19 protein-coding genes are annotated in these 21,415 nt (G+C 65.8%); 8 read left to right on the top strand and 11 right to left on the bottom strand.

Annotation, left to right across the window (positions count from 1 at the left end; all coding sequences use genetic code 11):
- Window positions 1-28 precede the first annotated feature (28 nt).
- Genes LQ564_RS24070 through LQ564_RS24020 form a run of 11 tightly spaced genes read right to left on the bottom strand, consistent with a single transcriptional unit; the run spans window position 29 to window position 14,628 of the window.
- Window positions 29-1,969 (bottom strand): XrtA/PEP-CTERM system amidotransferase, encoded by a 1,941-nt coding sequence (locus LQ564_RS24070; RefSeq protein ID WP_231060654.1) that lies wholly within the window; start codon window positions 1,967-1,969, stop codon window positions 29-31.
- Entirely contained in the window at window positions 1,957-3,129 is a 1,173-nt protein-coding gene (locus tag LQ564_RS24065) for a TIGR03088 family PEP-CTERM/XrtA system glycosyltransferase (RefSeq protein ID WP_231060653.1), read from the bottom strand. The genes LQ564_RS24070 and LQ564_RS24065 overlap by 13 nt, the downstream gene beginning before the upstream one ends.
- Window positions 3,126-4,733 carry a polysaccharide deacetylase family protein gene (locus tag LQ564_RS24060; protein ID WP_231060652.1) on the bottom strand — a complete coding sequence of 536 codons (1,608 nt, stop codon included), beginning with the start codon at window positions 4,731-4,733 and terminating at the stop codon, window positions 3,126-3,128. The genes LQ564_RS24065 and LQ564_RS24060 overlap by 4 nt, the downstream gene beginning before the upstream one ends.
- 11 nt (window positions 4,734-4,744) lie before the next feature.
- On the bottom strand, window positions 4,745-6,313 hold the full coding sequence (gene xrtA / locus LQ564_RS24055) for an exosortase A (RefSeq protein ID WP_231060651.1): 1,569 nt from the start codon (window positions 6,311-6,313) through the stop codon (window positions 4,745-4,747).
- Window positions 6,304-7,497: a TIGR03087 family PEP-CTERM/XrtA system glycosyltransferase gene (locus LQ564_RS24050; RefSeq protein ID WP_231060650.1), complete on the bottom strand. Its 1,194-nt coding sequence runs from the start codon at window positions 7,495-7,497 to the stop codon at window positions 6,304-6,306. The genes xrtA and LQ564_RS24050 overlap by 10 nt, the downstream gene beginning before the upstream one ends.
- Before the next feature lie 3 nt (window positions 7,498-7,500).
- Window positions 7,501-8,592 (bottom strand): FemAB family XrtA/PEP-CTERM system-associated protein, encoded by a 1,092-nt coding sequence (locus LQ564_RS24045; RefSeq protein ID WP_231060649.1) that lies wholly within the window; start codon window positions 8,590-8,592, stop codon window positions 7,501-7,503.
- Complete coding sequence (locus LQ564_RS24040; RefSeq protein ID WP_231060648.1) at window positions 8,589-9,485, bottom strand: XrtA system polysaccharide deacetylase; 897 nt, start codon at window positions 9,483-9,485, stop codon at window positions 8,589-8,591. The genes LQ564_RS24045 and LQ564_RS24040 overlap by 4 nt, the downstream gene beginning before the upstream one ends.
- Entirely contained in the window at window positions 9,482-10,510 is a 1,029-nt protein-coding gene (locus LQ564_RS24035) for an XrtA/PEP-CTERM system-associated ATPase (RefSeq protein ID WP_231060647.1), read from the bottom strand. The genes LQ564_RS24040 and LQ564_RS24035 overlap by 4 nt, the downstream gene beginning before the upstream one ends.
- A 15-nt stretch (window positions 10,511-10,525) precedes the next feature.
- A complete protein-coding gene (locus tag LQ564_RS24030; RefSeq protein WP_231060646.1) occupies window positions 10,526-12,118 on the bottom strand; it encodes a TIGR03016 family PEP-CTERM system-associated outer membrane protein in 1,593 nt (530 codons plus the stop codon).
- On the bottom strand, window positions 12,099-13,076 hold the full coding sequence (locus LQ564_RS24025; RefSeq protein WP_231060645.1) for an XrtA-associated tyrosine autokinase: 978 nt from the start codon (window positions 13,074-13,076) through the stop codon (window positions 12,099-12,101). The genes LQ564_RS24030 and LQ564_RS24025 overlap by 20 nt, the downstream gene beginning before the upstream one ends.
- Window positions 13,077-13,095: 19 nt before the next feature.
- Window positions 13,096-14,628, bottom strand: a complete 1,533-nt coding sequence (locus LQ564_RS24020; protein ID WP_231060644.1) for an XrtA system polysaccharide chain length determinant — start codon at window positions 14,626-14,628, stop codon at window positions 13,096-13,098.
- Window positions 14,629-15,022: 394 nt separating this feature from the next.
- Here LQ564_RS24020 and LQ564_RS24015 point away from each other — a divergent pair, with 394 nt between their 5' ends.
- The 8 genes from LQ564_RS24015 to LQ564_RS23980 all read left to right on the top strand — a co-directional run bounded on the left by LQ564_RS24015 (window position 15,023) and on the right by LQ564_RS23980 (window position 21,409).
- Entirely contained in the window at window positions 15,023-15,793 is a 771-nt protein-coding gene (locus LQ564_RS24015; protein WP_231060643.1) for a S1 family peptidase, read from the top strand.
- 133 nt (window positions 15,794-15,926) lie between these two features.
- Window positions 15,927-16,538 (top strand): XrtA/PEP-CTERM system exopolysaccharide export protein, encoded by a 612-nt coding sequence (locus tag LQ564_RS24010; protein WP_231060642.1) that lies wholly within the window; start codon window positions 15,927-15,929, stop codon window positions 16,536-16,538.
- A gap of 186 nt (window positions 16,539-16,724) precedes the next feature.
- Complete coding sequence (locus tag LQ564_RS24005; RefSeq protein WP_231060641.1) at window positions 16,725-17,327, top strand: hypothetical protein; 603 nt, start codon at window positions 16,725-16,727, stop codon at window positions 17,325-17,327.
- A gap of 4 nt (window positions 17,328-17,331) precedes the next feature.
- Window positions 17,332-17,613, top strand: a complete 282-nt coding sequence (locus tag LQ564_RS24000; RefSeq protein ID WP_231060640.1) for an HPr-rel-A system PqqD family peptide chaperone — start codon at window positions 17,332-17,334, stop codon at window positions 17,611-17,613.
- Window positions 17,592-18,509: an HprK-related kinase A gene (locus LQ564_RS23995; protein ID WP_231060639.1), complete on the top strand. Its 918-nt coding sequence runs from the start codon at window positions 17,592-17,594 to the stop codon at window positions 18,507-18,509. The genes LQ564_RS24000 and LQ564_RS23995 overlap by 22 nt, the downstream gene beginning before the upstream one ends.
- The gene (locus tag LQ564_RS23990; RefSeq protein WP_231060638.1) at window positions 18,506-19,612 is read left to right on the top strand and encodes a nucleotidyltransferase domain-containing protein; all 1,107 of its coding nucleotides are present in this window, start codon (window positions 18,506-18,508) and stop codon (window positions 19,610-19,612) included. Before LQ564_RS23995 ends, LQ564_RS23990 begins: the two co-directional genes overlap by 4 nt.
- Before the next feature lie 78 nt (window positions 19,613-19,690).
- The gene (locus LQ564_RS23985) at window positions 19,691-20,431 is read left to right on the top strand and encodes a GAF domain-containing protein (protein ID WP_231060637.1); all 741 of its coding nucleotides are present in this window, start codon (window positions 19,691-19,693) and stop codon (window positions 20,429-20,431) included.
- Between the two features lie 243 nt (window positions 20,432-20,674).
- Window positions 20,675-21,409, top strand: coding sequence for a GNAT family N-acetyltransferase (locus LQ564_RS23980; RefSeq protein WP_231060636.1), 735 nt, complete (start codon window positions 20,675-20,677; stop codon window positions 21,407-21,409).
- The last annotated feature ends 6 nt before the right edge of the window (window positions 21,410-21,415 follow it).

Genomic DNA, 21,415 nt, shown 5'->3' with positions numbered 1-21,415 from the left:
TTGCTTGCTTGTCGTGTTCAGGTGGACGTCATGCGGTGGCCAGCACGGGCGCCGCGCTGGCCTGCGCCGCGGCGCCGGAGGCGCCGTTGGTGCGCAGGAAGGCGTCGAACATCAGCACCGACCACAGGGTCATGCCATGGTCCTTGGCGCCGGACTGGTGTTCGTCCACCATCTGCTTGAGGAAATCCGGGTTGAAGATGCCGGTGTCGAGCAGGACCGGATTGAGCACCGCGCGCCGCATCGTGTCCGCCAGCGGGCCGCGCAGCCAGGCCGCCAGCGGGATCGAGAAGCCCTGCTTCTTGCGGTACAGGATGTCGTCGCCCAGGAAAGGCTGCAGCGCCTTCTTGAACACGTGCTTGCCCTCGCCGTTGCGCAGCTTGCTGTTGGACGGCAGGCCGGACACCCATTCGACGAACTGGTGGTCCAGCAGGGGCACCCGCACTTCGAGGGCATGGGCCATGCTGGCGCGGTCGACCTTGGTCAGGATGTCGCCCGGCAGGTAGGTCTTCATGTCGAGGTACTGGACCAGCGACAGCGGATCGTCGGTCGGCGCATTTGCCGCGTAGCCGCGCATCACTTCGACAGCGCGGTAGCCCTGCAGGCGGGTCTTGAACGAGGCCGAGAACAGCTGGCTGCGCAGGCGGTCGTTGGTATTGGACACGCCGTGGAAGTAGCCTTCCGTGAGGTCACGCGCCAGCGCTTCGAAGGTGGTCTTGGCGCGGAACATGCGCGGCGCCCAGTCGGCCTTCGGATACACGGCGCCCAGCACGCCGAACACGGGTTTGCGCAGCGCCAGCGGCAGCAGCGAGCGCACCCGGTTCTCGCCCATCGCCATGCGGTGGCGGCGGTAGCCGGCGAAGTTCTCGTCGCCGCCGTCGCCCGACAGGGCCACGGTGACGCGCTTCCTGGCCAGCTGGCAGACGCGATAGGTCGGGATCGCCGAGCTGTCGGCGTAGGGCTCGTCGTACAGCGCGGCGAGGGTGTCGACCAGGCCGTAGTCGTCCTTGTCCACGGTCTCGCACTGGTGCGTGGTCCCGTAGCGCTCGGCGACCTGGCGCGCATAATCCGATTCGTCGAAGGCCGGGTCGTTGAAGGCGATCGAGCAGGTATTCACTGGCCCCTCGCTCACGCCCGCCATCATCGCCACCACCGCGCTCGAATCGACGCCGCCCGACAGAAAGGCGCCCAGCGGCACGTCGGAAATCAGGTGGCTGCTCACCGCTTCGCGCAGGCGCTCGACCAGCTGCGCTTCCATCTCGCGTTCGCTCATGGCGGCGTGTGCGGTGAAGGGCACGTCCCAGTACTGCTTCGAGGCCGGCACCGGCTTGCCGACGCGCAGGGTCAGGGTATGGCCCGGCAGCAGCTTCTTCGCGCCGGTGAAGATGGTGCGCGGTTCCGGCACGTAGCCGTAGGCGAAGTATTCCTCGACGGCCAGCGGGTCGATCTCGCGGGCCAGGTTGGGGAGCGTCAGCAGCGACTTGAGTTCCGAGCCAAAGGCGAACATCCCATCCGGCAGCAGCGCGTAGTGCATCGGCTTGATGCCGAGCCGGTCGCGCGCCAGGAACAGGGTCTGGTTCGGGCGGTCCCAGATCGCGAACGCGAACATGCCGCGCAGGTGGTTCACGCAGTCTTCGCCCCATTGCTCGTAGGCGTGGACAATGGTTTCGCTGTCGGACGGGGTACGGAACACGTGGCCCAGGCCCTGCAGCTCGGCGCGCAGTTCGCGGAAATTGTAGATCTCGCCGTTGAACACCAGGGCAAGGGTGTGGTCCTCGTTAAATAAGGGCTGCAGCCCGGCCTCGAGCGCGATGATCGACAGGCGCCGGTGGCCAAAAGCCAGTCCCGGCTCCAGGTGCAGGTCGCCCTCCACCGGCCCGCGGTGGAACTGGCTCTCGTTCATCCGATGCAGGAGGTTGCGGTCGATCTGGCGGCCGCCCTGCAAATCAAAAATTCCAACTATTCCGCACATGGTTCGATTGCTTTATCAGGGGTTGTCTTGGTCATCGAGAGGCGGTCGTAGAGCGCCAGGTAGCCCGACACCATGGCGTTCATGCCGTGATGCTGGTCGACGTGCAGGCGCGCTTGGGCGCCGTGCTGCCGTGCCAATTGCAGCTGCGATGCGTAGTGTGCGAGAGCCGCGGCCAGCGCCGCCGGGTCGCGCGCAGGCACGAGCAGGCCGGTGCGGCCTTCCTGCACCAGGTCGGGAATGCCGCCGACGGCGGTCGATACCACCGGCAGGCCGCTCGCCATCGCCTCCAGCATGGTCACCGGCGTTCCCTCGGCGATCGAGCTGAGGGCGAACACGTCGAAGCAGCGCATGACGGCGGCGATGTCGTGGCGTGCACCGGGCAGCAGGACGACGTCGTCCAGGCCCGCCTCGCTCACCTTGCGCTGCAGGCGGCTGCGCAGCGGTCCTTCGCCGACGATCGCCAGGCGCAGGCGCGGAGCGGCGTCCGGCAGCAGCCGGCGCAGCTGGGCAAATGCGTCGATCAGGGAGGCATGGTCCTTGACGTCCTGGATCCGGCCGACGGTGCCGATCACGAAGCAGTCGCGCCAGTCGGGCCAGCCGTCCGGCCTTGCTGCGGTCGGGTCGGGACGGTAGGCATCGGTGTCGACGCCGTTGTGGATCAGTTTGTTCTTGGCCTCGGGCACGCCGACCGTGTTGGCGAGCCAGTTGCGCAGGTCGGCCGAGACCGGGACGAAGCAGTCGATCGCCGGCACCAGCAGGCGGCGCAGCAGGTTGTGCTTGCGGTTGCTGCCGTCGGGGTCGCCGGCATCGCGCCCGTGCTCGGCGTGCACTCGCACCGGTACCCCGGCCAGCAGCGCCGTCAGCTGGTATTCGATCGCGGTCAGGTTGTAGGTATGCAGGATGGCCGGCCGCAGGCGGCGCAGCAGGCGGAACAGCTGCAGGTGGATCTCCGGCGCCAGCCCGGGTGGCTTGTTCAGGGCGATGACCTCGACGCCGGGACGCGTGATCCGCTTGGCGAAGTCGGAATAGCGGGTCAGGCAAACGATCGCGTGGCGATAGCGGTCGGCCGGCATGCGGTTGATCTGCTCGACCAGCAAGGTCTCCAGTCCGCCGAAATCGAGGACATAGGTCAGGTGGACGATTAGGGGCGGCTGCTTCATCGGGTCTTGTCCCAGCCGCGCAGGCGCGCCTGCAGGGTCGTCAGGTCGAAGGCCCAGTTCACGCCGATGCGCCGGATGTTGAACAGGTCCAGGTCCGAGCCGTTCAGGCCGCCGTAGGCCGAGAAGCAGGCCGCGTAGCCGAGCTGCTTCATCATGTCGATGCGCGCCGCCGTGATGTGGTGCTTGCGGCCATATGGGTAGGCGATGAAGACCTGCTCCTGGCCCAGCTCGCGGCGGATGTCGTTGAGCGATCCCTGCAACTCCTCCAGCGCGAGTTCGTCGCCGATTTCCGCCAGGTTCACGTGGTTGCGCGTGTGGCTGCCGAAATGCAGGCCCCAGTCGCGCATGCGGCGAATCTGCTCCCAGCTCATGTTGTCCAGGCCGAAACCGAGGGCGCGCATGTCGTGATCAAAAGGCTGGTTGTCGCGCACCTTCTCGGTGCTCACGAAGAAGGTGCACGGCACACCGTGCTTGAGAAGGACCGGCGCGGCGTTCTCGTAGTTGTCCAGGTAGCCGTCGTCGAAGGACACGGCGATCACGGGTTTGCTGGTATTGCGCGGAATCCTCCCTTCCACGATCTCCTTCAACGACACGGTCACGAAATGCTTGGCGACATAGGCCATGTGTTCGTCAAAGCGCTCGATGCCGATCGTGACGTTGTCGCGGAACTGGTCGCTCACGCGGTGGTACAGCAGGATGATGACGCGCTGCTGGTTGGCGCGGCCGTGCAGCCAGTTCACCAGCGGCATCCAGGCGCGCGCATAGGCCATGAACATCAGCTGCTTGGCGGCGACCTTGGGCAGGCTGCCGCGCGACGGGTCGCGTGCGGCCAGCCGGCGCGCCAGGCGAGCTTCCAGCGCCAGCGGCGGGCGGGTATTGGTGCTGCCGCCTTGCGGCTGCGGCTTGAAAGCGGCGCTGCCGTCGCGCAGGCGGCCGACCGCCTCGCACACCAGTTCCACGCCGACGCGATCGAGTTTGGTCTTCAGGCCGCGCAGGGTCGAGAAGCGGTCCACCGGCACGCTCGCCTCAAGCAGGATGTCGCCGGTGTCGAGGCCGGCGTCCACGCGGTGGACCGTGACGCCCACGCTGTCTTCGCCGTTGTGCAGTTCCCAGAAGCCGGGCGGCATGCCGCGGTAATGCGGCAGGCGGCCCTTGTGCAGGTTGATGGTGCCCATGCGCGGCAGCGCGAACAGGGCCGGTTTCAGGATTGGTGCGCCGAGCGCGATGCCGAGGTCGGGCTGGCGCTCGGCGGCCCAGGCGCAGGCTTCCGGCCCGTTAATGGCCGCGACCCGCTTGATGGCGATGCGCGGATGCTGCTGCAGCGCTTCCAGGGTGAAGGCCTGGCCGGGACGGTCAGGACTTTGCTGTGGACGCGATGCGAAACGGCCGGCCGCCAGTCCCACGATTTCCGCACCCTGGTAGGGAATCCAGCGCCAGCCGTGGCGGCGCAGGTTCTTCCACTGGTTGCGCAGCAGGGTGGACGCACCCTTGCGCGGCGCATGGACCAGCACCGAGAACCGGCAGTCTGGGTATTGGTCGGCCAGCGAGACGATATTCCACCGGACATTGAAATCGAGATGGGCGGTGAAGATGACGATGTTCATGTTCTGTTGTCTTATTGTTGCCGTGCCTGTACCAGGGCCGCATCGATCGCGCCGAAATTCTGGGCCAGGAAGGTGCGCAGGATGGCGCGCGCCGCGTCCTGGCTGTCGGCAGCCGGAGCGGCGAGCGCCAGCAGCGCGCCGTCGTCGCCGCGGAACTGCAGCTTGCCCTGGGCCTGGCGCAGCTTGCCGGCCACGTTGCTGGTCGTGTACTGGCCGTCGACCCACAGGACGTGCCATACCACCAGCGGGCCGTCAGGACCGCGCATGATGGCTTCGCGCAGCGCCAGCGAGCGGCCGCCGGCCTGCTCGGTACGCACGCTGGCGGCGATCTCGTGGTAGGCGGCTTTTTCGCCGGCGAGGCGGTTGACCGAACTGATCAGGCCTTTCTGCTTGGTCTGGTTGCGGTAGTACAGCAGCTGCATCTGCACCAGGCGGCCGTCCGGCGCCGCGTAGACGCGCTTCACGCGCGCGTCCGGCTCCATGTAATGGACTTCCCAGTCGGCGAAGCCGGCCGCCTGCGGCCAGGCCACGCCCGGTTCGCCGAGCTTGACCGGCTGCGGATTGTAGTTGGCGCGCTCGTTGACGACGGCGAAGGCGGGCCATGCGGCGCAAACCGCCACCACCGCCACCGCCATCGGCAGCAGCGCACCGGCTTTCCCGGCGCTCCCGACCGCCGGGGCCGCTGCCTTGCCTCCTGCCGCGGATGCGGGCTGCTCGTCCTCGCGCCAGTAGCTGCCGATCCAGAACATGATGAACATGATCAGGCCGAAGAACAGCCAGCCGTAGACCAGGTGGTCGACGCCGGTGGCCAGCTCCATGCCGCTCATGTGGCCGATCATCACGATGCCGTAAGCGCGCAGCCAGTTGGCCACGATCGGCACCACGATCGACAGGCCGATGAAGACGGCACGCCGCGTGTTCGAGCGGTAGGTCAGGTAGGCGTACAGGCAGCCCAGGGTGATCGAGGAGATCAGGTAGCGGATGCCGCTGCAGGCCTCGACCACCGACCAGCTGCCGGTCGGCAGTTCGAAGCGGGTGCCGTTGCGCAGCACCGGGATGCCGGTGGCCTGCACCGCCCACACCGTGAAGTCGGCGGTGTACTCGATCAGGGGGCCGACGAAGATCTCGCCGAACGGCACCGCGAACAGCAGGAACAGCAGCGGGAAGGTGAATTTCGAGGCCAGGCGCGGCCCCAGCAGGGTCAGCGCGGCCAGCGGCAAGGTCGCGACGAAGGCGTACTGCATCACCACCTGCACGTCGCCCATGCGGCCGGCCAGCCAGGCGGCGCCGGCGCCGGCCAGCAGCACCAGGCCCGGCCACCAGGGCCGCGCCGGCAAGAGCGCGAACCAGGCGCGCTGGCGCCAGATCAGGCCGAGGCTGATCGGCAGGATCACGTAGCCGTGGGCGAAGGTCTCGGAGCTGTTCCAGATCGCGACCATCGAGGCCGCGGTCTGCCAGTACAGCAGGAAGGGCGCCAGCAGGGCCAGGGCGAGCGCGACGACGCCGGCGCGCGGCAGGTTCACGGGCGCCGTTGCCGGCAGGGCGGCGGCGTCGACGCCGGGTGGTGGTTTCAAGAACATTCCAGTCGCTCCCCGATGCAGGCCAGGTTGCTCGGCCAGCTGTATTTGCGTTCAACCCTGGCGCGTGCCGCCAGGCCGATGTGATTGTCGCTGCGCGCCAGCAGGGCCGCGATCGCATCGACGTAGCCGCCGGCATTCTGCGCCAGCACCAGTTCGCGCCCCGGCTCGGCCTCGATGCCTTCCAGGGCCTGCGGCGAGACCACCACCGGGGTGGCCATCGCCATCGCTTCGAGCACCTTGTTCTGGATGCCGCGCGCGATGCGCAGCGGCGCCACCGCGGCGCGCGCGTGCGCGATGTAGGGGCGCACGTCCGGCACGGTGCCGGTCACGAAGATGTTCGCCTGCTTCGCCAGTTCCAGCACCGCCGGGGCCGGACGCGCGCCGACGATGTAGAAGCTCAGGTCGGCAAAGCGCGCGCGCAGCAGCGGCATCACGTCCTGGGCGAACCACTGCACCGCGTCGACGTTGGGCCAGTAATCCATGGCGCCGGTGAACACGATGGCGCGCTCGCCGTCCTTGAACGGCGAAGGGCCGGCGGCGGCCGGCGAGAAGTAGTCGGTGTCGACGCCGTTGCTGAAGAAGCCGATGCGCGCGTCGCTTTCCGGCGCCAGCTGGCGGAACAGATCCGCTTCCGGGGCCGACACGAACAGCGAGGCGTCGTAGTCGCGCGCCACCTGGCGCTCGTAGGACAGCAGCTGGCGCGCCTCGTGACGGTACAGCCAGCTCATCGGCCAGGCTTTCTTGTCCGCGTACTGGCGCCACTTGTCGGAGTCGACGTCGCAGAAGTCGACCACGCGGCGCGCGTTCGGGTACTTGTCGGCGTACTGCGCCATCGCCGAGGAAAACACCAGCACGCGCTCGATCTTGTGCGCGGCGACGGTCTGGTCGACCCAGCGCGCCAGGTTGGCGTCGCGGTAATAGTCGAGCGAGAGCGAGCGGTTCTTCACCAGCGCGCCGAGGCTGCGCACGCGCGAAAGCAGGGGGTTCAGGCTGGCGAAGTGGCTGCTGGCGCACATCTTCTCCACCGTCGGCACGTGCTGCCAGTCGTCGGCGTCGTCCACGAACGTGGCCAGGTGCACCCGGTAGTCGCGCGCCAGGTGCTTGAGCAGGTGGTAGGAGCGGATCTTGTCGCCCTTGTTGGGCGGGTAGGGGATCCGGTGGATCAGCAGCAGCAGGTCTTCCACGTCTTATCCCAGGTTGCGCACGATGTAGGGGCCGATGAAGTTCGCCACCGGCAGCGGCAGCTTCTTCCACATCTTGATGAAGAGCTGGTATTTGGGGTTCAGCGGATTATTGTCCGGCAGTTTGTCGGCGCCGTACAGCTTGTACTCGTAGGGCAGCGGCGTCGCCGTGAAGCCCCAGTTCTTCTTGAAGTCGTAGGCGCCGGTGCCCAGCTTGCTGCGGCCGTAGTCGAAGATGCGGCAGCCACGCGCGGCGGCGGCCTGCATCAGGTTCCAGTACATGAAGTCGTTGCCGGCCACTTCGCGCGCCAGGTCCATGCCGCCGCCGTAGTAGGGCACCACTTCGTCGCGCCAGTAGAACGACAGCACCGAAGCCACCAGGCGGTCGTCTTCGGTGTAGATCGAACGCACCTCGCACTCGTCGCCGAAGGTCTGCTGGAGCAGGGCGAAGTATTTTTTCGGGAACACCGGGGTGCCCAGGCGCAGCACGCTGTGGGCATAGGCTTCGAACATGCGGTCGACGTTGCTTTCTACCACGCCCTTCAGGCCCAGCTTGATCCCCTTGCGCACCATGGCGCGCTGCTTGCGCGGGATGGCGTTCAGGTTGGCTTCGTCGTCGGCACTGATCTCCTTGCGGAAGGTGACGTACAGTTCCTTGGTGTGGAAATCAGGGTCGTCCGGATGGGCGCGGGTCATGCCGCGGTATTCGAGGTGGCCGACGCCCAGCTCGCGCGCCAGCTTGTCGGCCGCGCCGTCGAGCAGCAGGCGGGCGCCGTCGTCGAGGGTGGCCGGGCCGCCGTAGACGCAGAAGGGCATGGCGCCCAGCGAATGGCCGAACAGGCGGCTCTTGATCTCGGCCAGCGGCAGCACGCCCAGGATGTCGCCGTCCTGCTCGACGTAGTAGAACCAGGTCTTGATGCCGAAGGATTGCTCGATGACTTTCTGCCAGCCAGACAGGTGGAAGAAGGTGGCGTCCGGGCAGGCGCGCACGAAGGCATCCCAGCGGGCATAGTCGGCGTTCTGCAGCAGTTTGAGGGTTTGCGGCCCGGTCGCGGGCGCGGCGCGCCTGGCCTGCGCGGCTTCGATGATCGAGTTCATTGCCTTGCTTGTTTCTGGTCGAGGAAGATGCGGTCCATGCGGTCCCACGCGAAGTCGCGCGCCAGCTGCTCGAGGCGGCCTTCCATGCGCTCGATGTTGACGTAGTGGCGGAAGCGCGACTTGGCGTCCAGCCCTGCGGGGCGCGGTTGGCCCGGGTCGAGTTCCCAGGGGTGGAAGTAGAAGAGGGCCGGCTGGCGGTCTTCGCGGTTCACCTTCTGCATCATCCAGCGCGACAGGGCGTAGGGCAGCAGGCGGAAGTAGCCGCCGCCGCCGGCCGGCAAGTTCCGGCCCAGCATGTTGACGGTGGTGACCGGCACTTCCAGCAGGCCGTCCGGGCCGTGCGGGTAAAAAGCGAAGCGCGGCGCGTCCGGCATGCCGTAGTGGTCATGGGCGATCGGGTAGATGCTCGAGCTGTAGCGGTAGCCCGCTTCCTGCAGCGCTTCCAGGGCCCACAGGTTGGCGTGGCCGATCGAGAAGCTCGGCGCGCGGTAGCCGATCACGGCCTGGCCGCCGATGTCTTCCAGCAGCGCCTTCGAGGAACGGATGTCGTTGTCGAACTGGGCGCGGGTCTGGTCGGAGGCGCGCAGGTGGCCGTAGCCGTGGCTGGCCAGTTCGTGGCCGGCGGCGACGATTCGTTTCACCATCTGCGGATAGCGCTCGGCGATCCAGCCCAGGGTGAAGAAGGTCGCCTTCACGCCGTGGCGCTCGTAGATCGCCAGGATGCGTTCCATGTTGGCTTCGACGCGGCATTCGCGCGTGGGCCAGGAATCGCGGTCGATGTAGGGGGCGAAGGCCGAGACCTGGAAGTAGTCTTCCACGTCGCAGGTCATGGCGTTGCGGATGCGTTCTCCCGGCGCAGGCAGGGGACGGGCTGCTGGTTCGTAGAGTTTCATTCCTGGTTGTCCATGTGCTGGGCCGCCGCGCCTTGCGGCGTGGCGACGATTTTCTTCAGGATCGACAGTACCGAGACGATCGACTTCTCGAGGCGCATCATGCGTTCGTCCAGCACTTCCACGCTGGCCGCGCGGCGATCGCCCATGCGGTGTTCCGTGCGCAGTTCGCCCGGCAGCGCGGCCGGATCGGGCTCGCCGATGGCGTCGGGCAGTTCGAATTCTTCCGAGATGTCGCGCACCACCGTGTTGATGTCGGCTTCGGTGAAGGCGTGCAGCTCTTCCAGGTAGCCCATCAGGAGCACCCGGTCCATCAGGGTATTGGTCTTGCGCGGGATGCCGCCGCTGTAGGCGTAAACCGCGGCGTAGGCGCCGTCGTCGAAAGCGGGGTCGCCCTTCCAGCCCACGGTCGCCAGGCGGTGCTCGACGTAGGCGCGGGTCTCCTGCGCATCCATCGGGCCCAGATGGTAGCTGGCGATCACGCGCTGGCGCAGCTGCTGCATGCCGGGGCTGTGCAGGGTGGCGCGGAATTCCGGCTGGCCGAGCAGGAAAGTCTGCAGCAGCGAGCGGTCGTCGGTCTGGAAGTTCGACAGCATGCGCAGCTCTTCGACCGTGCGCGCGTTCAGGTTCTGGGCTTCGTCGATCACGAGCAGGGCGCGCTTGCCCTGGCGGTCGACGCCGCGCAGGAACTGTTCCAGGCGGTTCAGCAGCTCGGCCTTGCTGGCGCCTTCGAAGGGCAGGCCGAAGGCGGAGACCACCATGCGCAGCGTGTCTTCCGGGTCGAGGCTGGTGTTGACGATGTGGGCGGCGACGATCTGGTCGGTCGGGATCTTGTTGAGCAGGTTGCGCACCAAGGTAGTCTTGCCGGCGCCGACCTCGCCCGTGATGACGATGAAGCCTTCGCCCTGCGACAGGCCGTACTCGAGGTAGGCCATGGCGCGCTTGTGGCCCTTGGAGCCGAAGAAGAAGTGGGGGTCGGGGCGAAGCTGGAAGGGCTTGGCGGACAGTCCGTAATAGGTTTCGTACATCGTGCTTGTTTCCGCTTAGAGCGTCATCGAAAGGGTGGCGGCGATCGCGTGTTCGGTGTAGTCGCGCAAACGCGCGGCGCCGATGCCCAGGCCCTGGTTGCCGCTGCGGCGGCGCAGTTCCACGGTTCCGGTCAGGTGGCGTCCGAGCTTGGTATTGAAGGCTGCGCGCAGCTGGCGCTGGCGGTCCTCGATCCCGGTGGTGAGGGATTCGCTGCGGCTGTAGCTCGCGGTGCCGCTCAGGTCCGAGCGCGGGCTCAGGCGATAGACCCAGGTCGCGTTGGCGCCGGCCTGGCGCACGTTGTCGTTGAGCGAGGCCAGCTGGCTGCCGAGCAGGGCGCTGTCGCTTTCCTGGCTCGACAGGGCGGTGCGCTCGTTGCCGTACAGGCTCAGCAGCGCGCTGTTGCGCACGCCCTTGAACGCGGCCGAGGCTTGCAGCAGCTTCTGGCGCATGTAGCGGTTGCTCAGGTAGTTGACGCTGTCGGCCAGGCTGGGCGGCAGGCCGGCGGACTGGATATAGGCGGCTACCGCCTGGCGCCGCAACACCGGGTCCGGGATGGAGGTGAGGAACAGGCTGTCGAGCAGCGCGGTGGTGTCGATCGCCGAGGGCAGGGTGAACTGTTCGCGGGTATTGGTGATGCCGTCGCTGTAGTTCACGCTCCACACCGTGCGGCGGCTGCGCACGCTTGCCGCCAGCGAGCCGGTCTTGCCGAAGAAATGGCGGCCGAACGAGGCCTCGATGCTGGTGCGCTGGGACGGCGTCCAGGCGAAGCCGCCCGACCAGCTGCGTCCGGCCGTGCGGCCGCCCAGCGCATTGTAGTCGTAGCGGTCGTAGCCGGCGGTCGCGGTCAGCGCGAACTTGCTGTCCAGGCGGTAGCGCAGCCTGCTGTTCAGGTTCTCCACCGAGGAGTCGCCCGCCAGTTCGCTCTCCTGGTCCTGGTGCAGGTAGGACAGGCCCCAGGTCAGTTTCTGGCCGCTGCTGTCGTTGTTCAGGTCCAGCGACACCGAATCGGCGGTGCTGTCGCCGAAGCGGTTGCGCTCGTCGGTCTCCACGCCGTCGCGCGTCAGGCGCACGGTGGCGGCCAACTGGCGGCCGAAGCGGTGGCTCAGGTAGGGGCTGATGCTCCAGGTCTTGACCTGGGTGTTGTTCAGCGACGAGTAGGGATTGTCGATCACCTGGGGGCCGAAGGCCGTCAGGTTCTGCCGGCTCGAACTGGCGGCGGCGTCGACGAACAGCAGGTCTTCGGCGACAACGCCGGTCAGCTTGCCCGCATACTGGCTGACGTGGTCGTTGCGCGGCCGCGCCATGTCCGAATCGCGGTAGGCGAACTGGCGGAACGAGCCGCTGGCCGCGGCCTTCACGCGCCGGCTGTCGAGTGCGAAGTCGAAGGCCGGGGCGAGCTCGGACACCAGCTGGGTGCGGGCTTCCGGCTCCGGCAGCAGGTCGAGGTTGTCGGTCCAGGTTTGCGTCAGGCCGAGCGAGGGCGTGAAGCGCCAGTCGGCGCGCGCCGGTGCGGCGATCACCAGCGCGGCCACGGCGGCCGCGGCCGGAGCAAGGCGGTACAGGCGCCGTGGCGCCCCGTGGATCCGCTCAGCCGTAGTGATAGTCATACGTCTCTTCGATACCGGGGATGTCCCGGGTCTTGTTGTAGATGAGGTTGACGTTCTTGAAGCCTTCCAGCTTGTGCAGCGCTTCCTTGACCGCGTGCTGGGTCGTGGTCTGGGCTTCGACCACGACCACGATCTGGCCCATGTGTCCGGCCAGGACCCGCGACTCGCTGGTCAGGAGCAGCGGCGGCGAGTCGAAGATGACGACGCGGTCGGGATAGCGGTTGGCGATTTCGGTGACCAGGCCGGTCATGGTGGAGCTGGCCAGCAGCTCGGTGGCGCGCGGGGTGCTGGTGCCCGCGGGCAGGATGGCCAGCGTGTCGACGTTGGTGCGCAACAGGACGTCGGACACGTCGAGCTTGTCGTCCACCAGCAGGTCCATCAGCCCGCGCTCGGCCGGCATGCCGAGCGTGCGCAGCACCGAGGGGCGCGCCACGTCGGCGTCGACCAGCAACACCGTGTGGTCGAGTTCCATCGCGATGCTCATCGCCAGGTTGATGGCGCAATAGGTCTTGCCTTCGCCCGGCAGCGAACTGGTGACCATGATCAGGTTCGGCGGCATCTCGCCATCCTTGCGCTCGCCGAAGGCGCGCTTGAGCAGCGGACGCTTGATGATGCGGAATTCCTCGAGCAGGGAGGTGCGCCCGCCGGCGGCGGTGACCAGGCCCATGTCGCGCATCTTGGCCAGGTCCAGTTCGACCACGCGCGGGCTGCCGCGCACGGCGGCCTTCGCGGCGGCTGGCGTGACGGCTGGGGCGGCGGCTGCGTCGACCAGCGTCTCGCCGGGCGCGGCGGCGGCGCGCTGCGCCACCCGTTCGGGCATGGACAGGGGCGTGGCCTCGACCAGCGCGACATCCGCGTCGACGATGGCGTCGGCCGGGACGACGGCGGTAGTGGAAGTGGCGGCGGCGGCGTTGCGCTGCCGGTCGATACGGCTTGCTGCTTTTTCGATGATACTCACGTTGACTCCTTGGGGCGCCTTACAGCGTGGGGCGCGCGAGAATGGCCGCGACGCCGGCGCCATAGGTACCGAACAACACCAGGATGGCCGCGCCGAGCTGGATCAGGCGGCGCTTGCGGCGGACGGTCTGGGCGCCGGTCCAGTTCATGCTGATCGAGCCCAGGATCGGGATCCCGGTGCTCTCGCGCAGTGCGGCCTGGCTGAGGAAGGTCGGGCGCAGCTGGCTCATCAGGAGTGCTCCGGCCAGGCCCGCGGCCAGCGCGACGGCGAACACGGCCGAGAACAGCAGCAGGCGGTTGGGCCCGGACGGCTTGAGCGGCACCGATGGCGGATCGATCACGCGGAAGGTCAGCATGTCGGTGGCCGAAGACAGGTCGCCCGACAGCTTGGCCGACTCGCGGCGCTCCAGCAGCTTCTGGTAGTTCTCGCGGTTGACTTCGTAGTCGCGGTTCAGCTGCGCGAGCTGGGCCTCGATCTCGGGCACCGCCGCGCTCTGGGTACGCAGGCGCGCCACCCGCGACGAATACTCGGCCACGCGCGCCTGCAGCGAGGCGACGCGCGCTTCCGCTTCCGACAGCGATACGTTGAGCTGCTGCAGCATCGGGCTGTAGCTGGCGCCCGGATCGAGCGCGGTGCGCGGCTTCCTGCTTTCCTCTTCCTTGCGCGCCTGCAGTTGCTCGAGCAGGCGGCGGTTGGCGATGATGTCCGGGTGCTGCTCGGTGAATTGCAGGCGCAGCGCGTCGAGGTTCTTGGCGACCGCCGCGATGCGCGCTTCGAGTTCCGGGTCGACCGGGGCGGGCAGGGCGCGTTCGCCGGGAGCGGCCGGGGTGCCGGCGATCTGGCGGCGGATCGCATTGCGGGCCTGCTCGGCTTCGGCCAGTTCCAGGCGCGCCTGGTTCAGCGCTTCGCCGCCGCCGTTCATGCGCGAGGCGAAGTCCGCGCCTTCGCTCGGCAGCATGCCCATGTTGCGGATCTTGAATTCCTTCAGCTTGTTTTCGGCGCTAACGAGCTTCTCTTCATAGCTGCGGATCTGGTCGTCGATGAACTGCACCGCCTTGTCGGAATCGAGCTTCTTGCCGCCATAGCTGCCTTCGACGAAGATCGTCAGGAAAGCCTGCACGACTTCCTTGCCGAGCTGGGGATTGGGCGAGGTATAGCTGATGGTATAGATATCGTCGCGCTCGGTGCCGCCCATGCGGATTTCCGACATCAGCTTGTTGACCATCTCCTCGTGTTCCTTGGGGTCGGCGGTCTTAACGTCCAGGTCGACCATGCGCATGACCCGTTCCACATTGGGACGGCTGATGAGGGTGCGGCGCATGAACATCACCTGCTGCTCCAGGTTCGGCAGCATGGTCATGCCGGACAGCAGGGGTTTCAGGATACTCTGGGTATCCACGTACACGCGCGCCGAGGCTTCGTACTGGTTCGGCAGCTTGAGCACCACGGCCCAACCACACAAGGCGACGATCCAGGAAATGATCACCGCATGCCAACGGTACTTGCCGATGGCCTTCAGGAAGTTCAGGGTCAAGGCTGTTATTTCTGCCATCTCGTCAATCTCGTAGTAAGGTCCACTGGCTACCGCAGACTCAACAATCAATAAGTGTCTTGCATGATCGCTTGTGCATCGAGCAATTGCAATTGCGTGCAGGAAAATTGCGCATATTCAGGCGCAAATTCACCGACTTTGCAACACAAATTCCTATTAGCAATTTGATTTATCGCTAACAAGAGCATCGATGTAGGCCAAGGCTTGTGTCGAAACTTTGCTTGCCACAGCGAAAACCTTGCCTATGTTACATCATCTCATCTCCCCAAGTATTTTCTTGAGGAAACTGGGTTGCTTGCCCGAACTTTGCTATTGTAGTGTTGATCAGTCGAAATAGCTTGCACGATTGGTTGCTATTTGAATACATTCTTTACACGAGATTGATGAGATGCCAATGACAAGAACATGGCGTGCCTGGGCCAGGGCTTGCTCGCTTCCGGTGCTGTTCCTGGGGCTGTGCGCCGGGGCGCAGGCCCAGCTGACCAAGACAATCCCGGTCGTGAAACGCTCGGTGGTCGGGGTCGGGACCGAACTCCGGACGCGCAGTCCGGCCATCGCTTTTTTCGGCACCGGCTTCGTGGTCGGGGATGGCCTGAGCGTCATCACCAATGCGCACGTGGTGCCACCGGTATCGGCGGACGCGGGCAAGGAGACGCTCGGCATCGTCCTGCGCGAGCGCGGCAATGTCGCCTTCCGTCCCGCGCGCCTGGCGGCGATCGACCGCGAGCACGACCTGGCGCACCTGCGCCTGGAGGGCGAGCCGCTGCCGGCGCTCCAGCTGAGCGAGAGCGGAGGCGAAGAGGGCCAGGACCTGGCGTTTACCGGTTTTCCTCTTGGAATGGTGCTGGGCCTGCATCCGGCCACGCACCGCGCCACGCTGGCTGCCATCACGCCGGTCGTCACGCCCTCGCTCAGCTCGGGAAAGCTCGATGCGCGTGCGATCACGCAGTTGCAGCGCTCCAGCTTCGATATTTTCCAGCTCGACGGCACGGCCTATCCGGGTAATAGCGGCAGTCCGGTCTATGATCCCGAGACCGGCGTCGTACAGGCAGTGATCAATATGGTGTTCGTAAAGGGGCTCAAGGAAACCGCGATCACCAATCCGAGCGGCATCACGTATGCCGTACCGGTGCGCCATGTACGCGCTTTATTGCAACAGAAGTGAACACGGCTGGCGTCTTGAAAGGCTTTTCAGGAAATAGTCGGTATACAATACAGCTCGGCCATTCATGGCAAAACAACAATTTGATGATAGGTGGCTCTGTACTTGGCCTGTCGGGAAGGAATTTGACGTGAGCATGAACAAGATGATGAAGCAGGTTGCCCTGATGCTGGCTGCCGCACTGGCCCTGGCCGGTTGCGCCACGCCCATGCCACCGAGCGCGGCGGCACTGGAACCGGTCAATCCGGACTACCTGATCGGGCCGGGCGACAACGTCACCATCACCGTCTGGCGCAATCCCGAAGTGTCGGGTGCGGTACCGGTGCGCCCGGACGGCAAGATCACGACACCGCTGGTGGAAGACCTGCCGGCCGCCGGCAAGACGTCGACCCAGTTGGCGCGCGACATCGAAGCCGCGCTCGCCAAATTCATCCAGCAGCCGGTCGTGACCGTGATCGTGACCAACTTTGTTGGGAACTATGGCGACCAGATCCGTGTCATCGGCCAGGCGACGCGTCCACAAGCACTGGCTTACCGTCGCGACATGTCCCTGATGGATGTGCTGATCACGGTTGGCGGCATTACCGAATTTGCTGCAGGTAACAAGGCGAGTGTCATTCGCAACGTCAACGGCAAGCAAGAAAAATTGAACGTCCGCCTGGATGACTTGATCCGCGATGGCGACATCTCGGCCAATATGCCAATGCGTCCAGGCGACGTTTTGGTCATTCCTGAGAGCTTTTTCTAAACAGCTGTCGATTTTTCTTACATGCTGAACCATTAGGAACTAAAATTGTTGTGACGAAATTGCGGTGTACATTTCTGTTCGCCGCAACTTTTTGTTTCCAAACACTTTTTTCCCAAGTGCATTTTCCGGCATCTTTCTTGCTTGAACTGGTTCACGGCCGCCGTGCGGTCACTCCCGAGGACGCACATGTCTGACCAACCCCAACCCGACAACGTGAACGACACACGGCCGACCGCATCGGCAGGGCCTGCCTTGAGCGAATTGGGCAAGCGCGGTGCGACGCGCCGTCGTCTCGGCAAAGCCGGCATTGGCGCCGCCGGCGTTTTCTGGACGCTCGACAGCAAGGCAACCGGTTTCGCATGCCGCACGCCTTCCGGCTTTTACTCATCGAAAATCCACAACAGCGCGACTGCGCCGAAGACGATGTGCGAAGGCTGGCCACCCAGTGTCTGGTGCTACATCGGCAGTTACTACTGGCCCAGGTCGTGCGGTTCGGATGTCATGTTCGCCAGCATTTTCCCATGTACTACGAGCGGCACGCGCGCCTGTTACGGCAAGGCGACCATGCTGCAGGTCCTGAAAGGCCTGAGTGGGGACAAGGATCGCCTGGGCGCAGAGCTTGCGGCAGCCTATCTGAATGTGTTGACCGATAAAGTGAAGATGATCGACGCAAGCGACCTGACCAATATGTGGAAACAGATCCAGGCCGGCGGCGCCTACAAGGTGTCGTCGACGGTTTTCCTGGCCTGGAAAGATCTGGCGGATTTCCTGAAACAGACCCACTATTGATGTGATGTGGCAGGTCATTCCAGGTCAGTCCCTGGCCGCGCGCCAGTGGGATGACGAACTGGTCGTGTTCAATTCCTTGTCCGGCGCCACCCACCTGCTGGGCCTCGGCGCGACACTGTTGCTGGGCGTCCTGCAGGAAGGCCCCGCGGACGAATCCACCCTTGCCGCCGCGCTGCACGCCGAATTCGCGCTCGATGCCGCCGAAATCGGCGCGCAACTCCCTCACATGCTGGCCAGGTTGGCCAAGCTCGAACTGATCCAGCCATGCCCCTGCTCGGCAGTCTGACGCGCGCCGAACTCCGGCGTCGTCTCGGCAGCGGCGAGCTGGTAGTACGCACCGGGCCGTTCACGACCCGCATCCGCAGCGACATCGTACAGGTTGCCGAGGGCCTGGCGCGGCTGTACGCCGCGCATCCGGTGGAAGCCGCCGAATCGTTCGCCGATTTCCAGGTGAACCTGCTGCGTTCGCGCGGATGGCGGCGCTGGGTTCGTCCGCAAGTCCTGTTCGATCATGGCGGCGATGCCCCGTTCACGCCCTTGCCGCTGGCACAGAGCCAGCCCATGTTCGAGTGGGTGATGAACTGGTGCGTATCCAACCATGCCCACAGCTACCTGATCGTGCACGCCGCGGTACTGGAAAAGCACGGCCGCGCCATCATCCTGCCGGCGCCGCCCGGTTCCGGCAAGAGCACGCTGTGCGCGGCCCTGGCGATGCGCGGCTGGCGCCTGCTGTCCGACGAACTGGCGCTAGTGCGCTGCAGCGACGCCTTGCTGGCGCCGCTGGTTCGCCCGATCAGCCTGAAAAACGTTTCTCTCGACGTCATACGCGGGTTCGCGCCCGGAGCGCGCTTCGGCGATCCCGTCCACGGCACCATCAAGGGGACGATCGGGCATCTCGCTCCACCACGCGACAGCGTGGCCCGGGCAGGCGAGCTCGCGCGGGCGGCCTGGGTGGTGTTTCCGCGTTTCGAACCGGGAGCGGCAACCAGCCTGGCGCCGGTATCGAAGGCCCGGACCTTCATGCGCCTGATCGACAACGCCTTCAATTACGCCCTGCTCGGCGAGCGCGGTTTCGAGGTGCTGGCGCAGCTGGTCGACGGCTGCACGGGAAGCGATTTCGTGTATAGCAGCCTGGACGAGGCGATCGCCGTGTTCGACGGCCTGGCCGGAGATGCTCCGTGAAGCCGGCATTGCTGGTCGAGGTGCTGCGCGAGCCTGGACGGACGTCGGGGCTCGCGCCGCGCGAATGGGAGCTGCTGCTGTCGCAGGCGCGGGCGGCCGGCCTGCACGGCGCCTTGCCCTACCTGCTGGAAGACGCCGGCGTCCAGGCGCCGCCGGGGCCGCGCCTGCACCTGGACTGGCTGCGCACCGAAGCGCAGCGTCACCGTGACAGCATGCGTAACGAGGTACGGCTGATCGCGCGGGCGCTGGCCCAGGCGGGGCGGGGCGCCGAGCTGCTGCTGCTCAAGGGCGCCGCCTACCTGATGGCGGATCTGCCGCTGGCGCGCGGCCGCATGTTTGGCGACATCGACATCATGGTGGCCAAGGACGCCCTGCCGGCAACCGAGCGCGCGCTCGTGCTGCAGGGCTGGGCCGGCACCAAGCTCGATGAATACGACCAGCGCTATTATCGCGAATGGATGCACGAACTGCCGCCGCTCGAGCACATGCAGCGCGGCACCACGATCGACGTGCACCACGCCATCCTGCCCGAAACGGCGGCGCTGCGCCCGGATCCGGCCCGCCTGCGCGCCGCAGCCGTTCCCATCGCATGGCCGGACGGCATGGCGGGCGACTGTCCCTTGTACACCCTGGCCCCGCATGACATGGTGTTGCACAGCGCGCTGCACCTGTTCTGGGACGGCGAATTCGACCATGGCCTGCGCGACCTGTTCGACCTGCACCGGCTGCTGGCCGCATTCGGTGACCGACCCGGCTTCTGGGAAGCGTTGCCCGGGCGTGCCCGGGAACTCGAGCTCGCGCTGCCGCTGTTCTATGCCTTGCGCTATACCACGCGCTTGCTGGGCACCCCCGTGCCGCCGGAGGTGTCGGCGGCCCTCGCCGGCGCCGCCCCGAGCCCGCTGCGCCTGGCGTGCATGGATGCGCTGTTCCTGCGCGCGCTGATGCCGATGCATCCCGCCCCTTCCGGCGCGCTGGACGCACCGGCGCGCTTCGCCCTCTACGTGCGCGGCAACTGGCTGCGCATGCCTCCCCTTTTATTGGCGCGTCATCTGTTTCACAAAGCCTTTCTTTCGCCACGCAAGGAAGAGCGCCAGGAAGCTTGAGGCCGGCTTTCGAGTGACAGATGAACAGGAATTGTGTTGAAATTAACATAACTCATCCCTGGTATCGTGGACACCGGCATGCATGCAGCGCACCCCCCTTCCTTTCCCCTGCTTTCCCTGCAGCGCTTCCTGGCCGGCCAGGCGCTGGCGCCCGACATCGATGCCCAGGCCGCACTGGCGGCCTCCCTGGTCGACGCCGCCAGTTGTTCCGTCATGCTGCTGGACAGCCCGGATGACCCGGGCAGCAGCATGCGCATCCATGCCCATCACGGCCGTTTGCCCGACACGGCGCTGCAGGCCGCGATTCGGCGTGGAGAAGGCATCTCGGGACAGGTGCTGGCCAGTGGCAAGGCAGTGCTGGTGACCGACATCGGGCGTTCGGAATTCGCGGCCCTCGCGCGGCGCGGCGCCGGCTTCGGCGAGAGCCTCATCAGCGCGCCGATTCGGGTCGAGGGGAAGGTGGTCGGCGTGATCAACGCGGCCAACGGCGCGGGATCCCCTCCATTCGACGATACCGCCCTGGCCTTGCTGGAAACGGCGGCTCTGCTGATCGGCCAGACCCTGCAGCTGCGCCAGTTGCGCCACCTGCTCGGGTCGGGATTCGCCCGGCAGGCCATGCTCGCCGAAACCAGGAATGCTGCGCAGGACACGCGCCTGGCCTATCGCAACCCGGATGAGGTGGCGCGAATCCTGGCGCGCTCGTTCTTTCGCGAACTGAGCAGCGCGGGCTTCGGCTCGGCCCAGGTAGTCGCAGCGGCGTCCGAATTGATCGGGCAGCTCAACCGCGACTTGCGCGCCGAGCGTCAACAGGAAGACTGAGCCCGGACAATCCGGCATTTTGTCGAAAAATTTTACAGCAGTAATTTATTAATAACATTCTTAGAGAAGTGTTATTGCAATTATTGCCACCATTCGTGGGGGTGGACCGAAACGGGCATGACCCATATGATAAAAAATAAAACTTGCCCATATTAATTTATTGATACCTTGAAACATCGGATGCTATGATGGGAAGCAGTCCCGACTGGGCATGATGCGTCCATTCCCGCCTGGAGAGTACAGATGATCGATACCGTAATGACAACGCAGGTCGGCCAGGGAAGTACGGCCGACCACGGCAGCGATACGTATTCGCCCAGCATCGTCGACGTCACCCTCAATGAAAGCGTGTTCGGTATCCGTGCCGCCGACGTCGACGAGCAACGCAACTCCGCGAGCATGCTCATCAGTAAGATGTATGCATGGCGCGGCTATGGCGGCAACCACCAGGTGGGCCGCGACCCGAACCGCATCACGCTGACCGCGTCCACCAAGGGCGAAGTGCTCGGCACCCTGAGCCTGAACCTGGATTCCGAGGTCGGCCTGCTATCCGACCAGGTATTCAAGGATTGCATCGATCCTTATCGCGCCAAGGGAGCCAGGGTATGCGAGCTGATCAAGTTGGCAATCGATCCCGGCGTCAAGTCCAAGGCGGTGCTCGCTTCGCTGTTTCACGTGGCCCTGATCTATGCCCGCGACCTGCATAATTGCAGTGAGATCTTTATTGAGGTCAATCCACGCCACCGCCGCTTCTATGAGGCGATGCTGGACTTCGTGGTCGAATGCGAATCGCGTCCCAACCCGCGGGTCGATGCTCCCGCGGTCCTGCTGCGCGGTAACACCGCCGTGGGCACCCGACGCATTGCCGAGGTCGCGGGGCAAGGCGACCATGCGGTCGGCGACCGCTCCTTGTTCCCCTATTTCTTTTCACCGCGCGAAGAGGCCGGCATCATCGCCCGCCTGAAACGCATCGGCTGACTGCAT

Source organism: Massilia phyllostachyos (assembly GCF_021044825.1).
In the GTDB taxonomy this organism is placed as follows: domain Bacteria; phylum Pseudomonadota; class Gammaproteobacteria; order Burkholderiales; family Burkholderiaceae_D; genus Telluria; species Telluria phyllostachyos.
The sequence above is the reverse complement of the archived record's forward strand: the minus strand, read 5'-3'. Positions and strand labels throughout refer to the sequence as shown.

Bases quoted from the DNA above. Each gene is read 5' to 3' on its own strand.
- LQ564_RS24045 (WP_231060649.1), bottom strand. From the start codon at position 8,592: ATGAACTCGATCATCGAAGCCGCGCAGGCCAGGCGCGCCGCGCCCGCG.
- LQ564_RS24010 (WP_231060642.1), top strand. From the start codon at position 15,927: ATGAACAAGATGATGAAGCAGGTTGCCCTGATGCTGGCTGCCGCACTG.
- LQ564_RS24030 (WP_231060646.1), bottom strand. From the start codon at position 12,118: ATGACTATCACTACGGCTGAGCGGATCCACGGGGCGCCACGGCGCCTG.
- LQ564_RS24015 (WP_231060643.1), top strand. From the start codon at position 15,023: ATGACAAGAACATGGCGTGCCTGGGCCAGGGCTTGCTCGCTTCCGGTG.
- LQ564_RS24040 (WP_231060648.1), bottom strand. From the start codon at position 9,485: ATGAAACTCTACGAACCAGCAGCCCGTCCCCTGCCTGCGCCGGGAGAA.
- LQ564_RS24070 (WP_231060654.1), bottom strand. From the start codon at position 1,969: ATGTGCGGAATAGTTGGAATTTTTGATTTGCAGGGCGGCCGCCAGATC.
- LQ564_RS24000 (WP_231060640.1), top strand. From the start codon at position 17,332: ATGTGGCAGGTCATTCCAGGTCAGTCCCTGGCCGCGCGCCAGTGGGAT.
- LQ564_RS23995 (WP_231060639.1), top strand. From the start codon at position 17,592: ATGCCCCTGCTCGGCAGTCTGACGCGCGCCGAACTCCGGCGTCGTCTC.
- LQ564_RS24060 (WP_231060652.1), bottom strand. From the start codon at position 4,733: ATGAACATCGTCATCTTCACCGCCCATCTCGATTTCAATGTCCGGTGG.
- LQ564_RS24020 (WP_231060644.1), bottom strand. From the start codon at position 14,628: ATGGCAGAAATAACAGCCTTGACCCTGAACTTCCTGAAGGCCATCGGC.
- LQ564_RS24065 (WP_231060653.1), bottom strand. From the start codon at position 3,129: ATGAAGCAGCCGCCCCTAATCGTCCACCTGACCTATGTCCTCGATTTC.
- xrtA (WP_231060651.1), bottom strand. From the start codon at position 6,313: ATGTTCTTGAAACCACCACCCGGCGTCGACGCCGCCGCCCTGCCGGCA.
- LQ564_RS23980 (WP_231060636.1), top strand. From the start codon at position 20,675: ATGATCGATACCGTAATGACAACGCAGGTCGGCCAGGGAAGTACGGCC.
- LQ564_RS23985 (WP_231060637.1), top strand. From the start codon at position 19,691: ATGCATGCAGCGCACCCCCCTTCCTTTCCCCTGCTTTCCCTGCAGCGC.
- LQ564_RS24035 (WP_231060647.1), bottom strand. From the start codon at position 10,510: ATGTACGAAACCTATTACGGACTGTCCGCCAAGCCCTTCCAGCTTCGC.
- LQ564_RS24005 (WP_231060641.1), top strand. From the start codon at position 16,725: ATGTCTGACCAACCCCAACCCGACAACGTGAACGACACACGGCCGACC.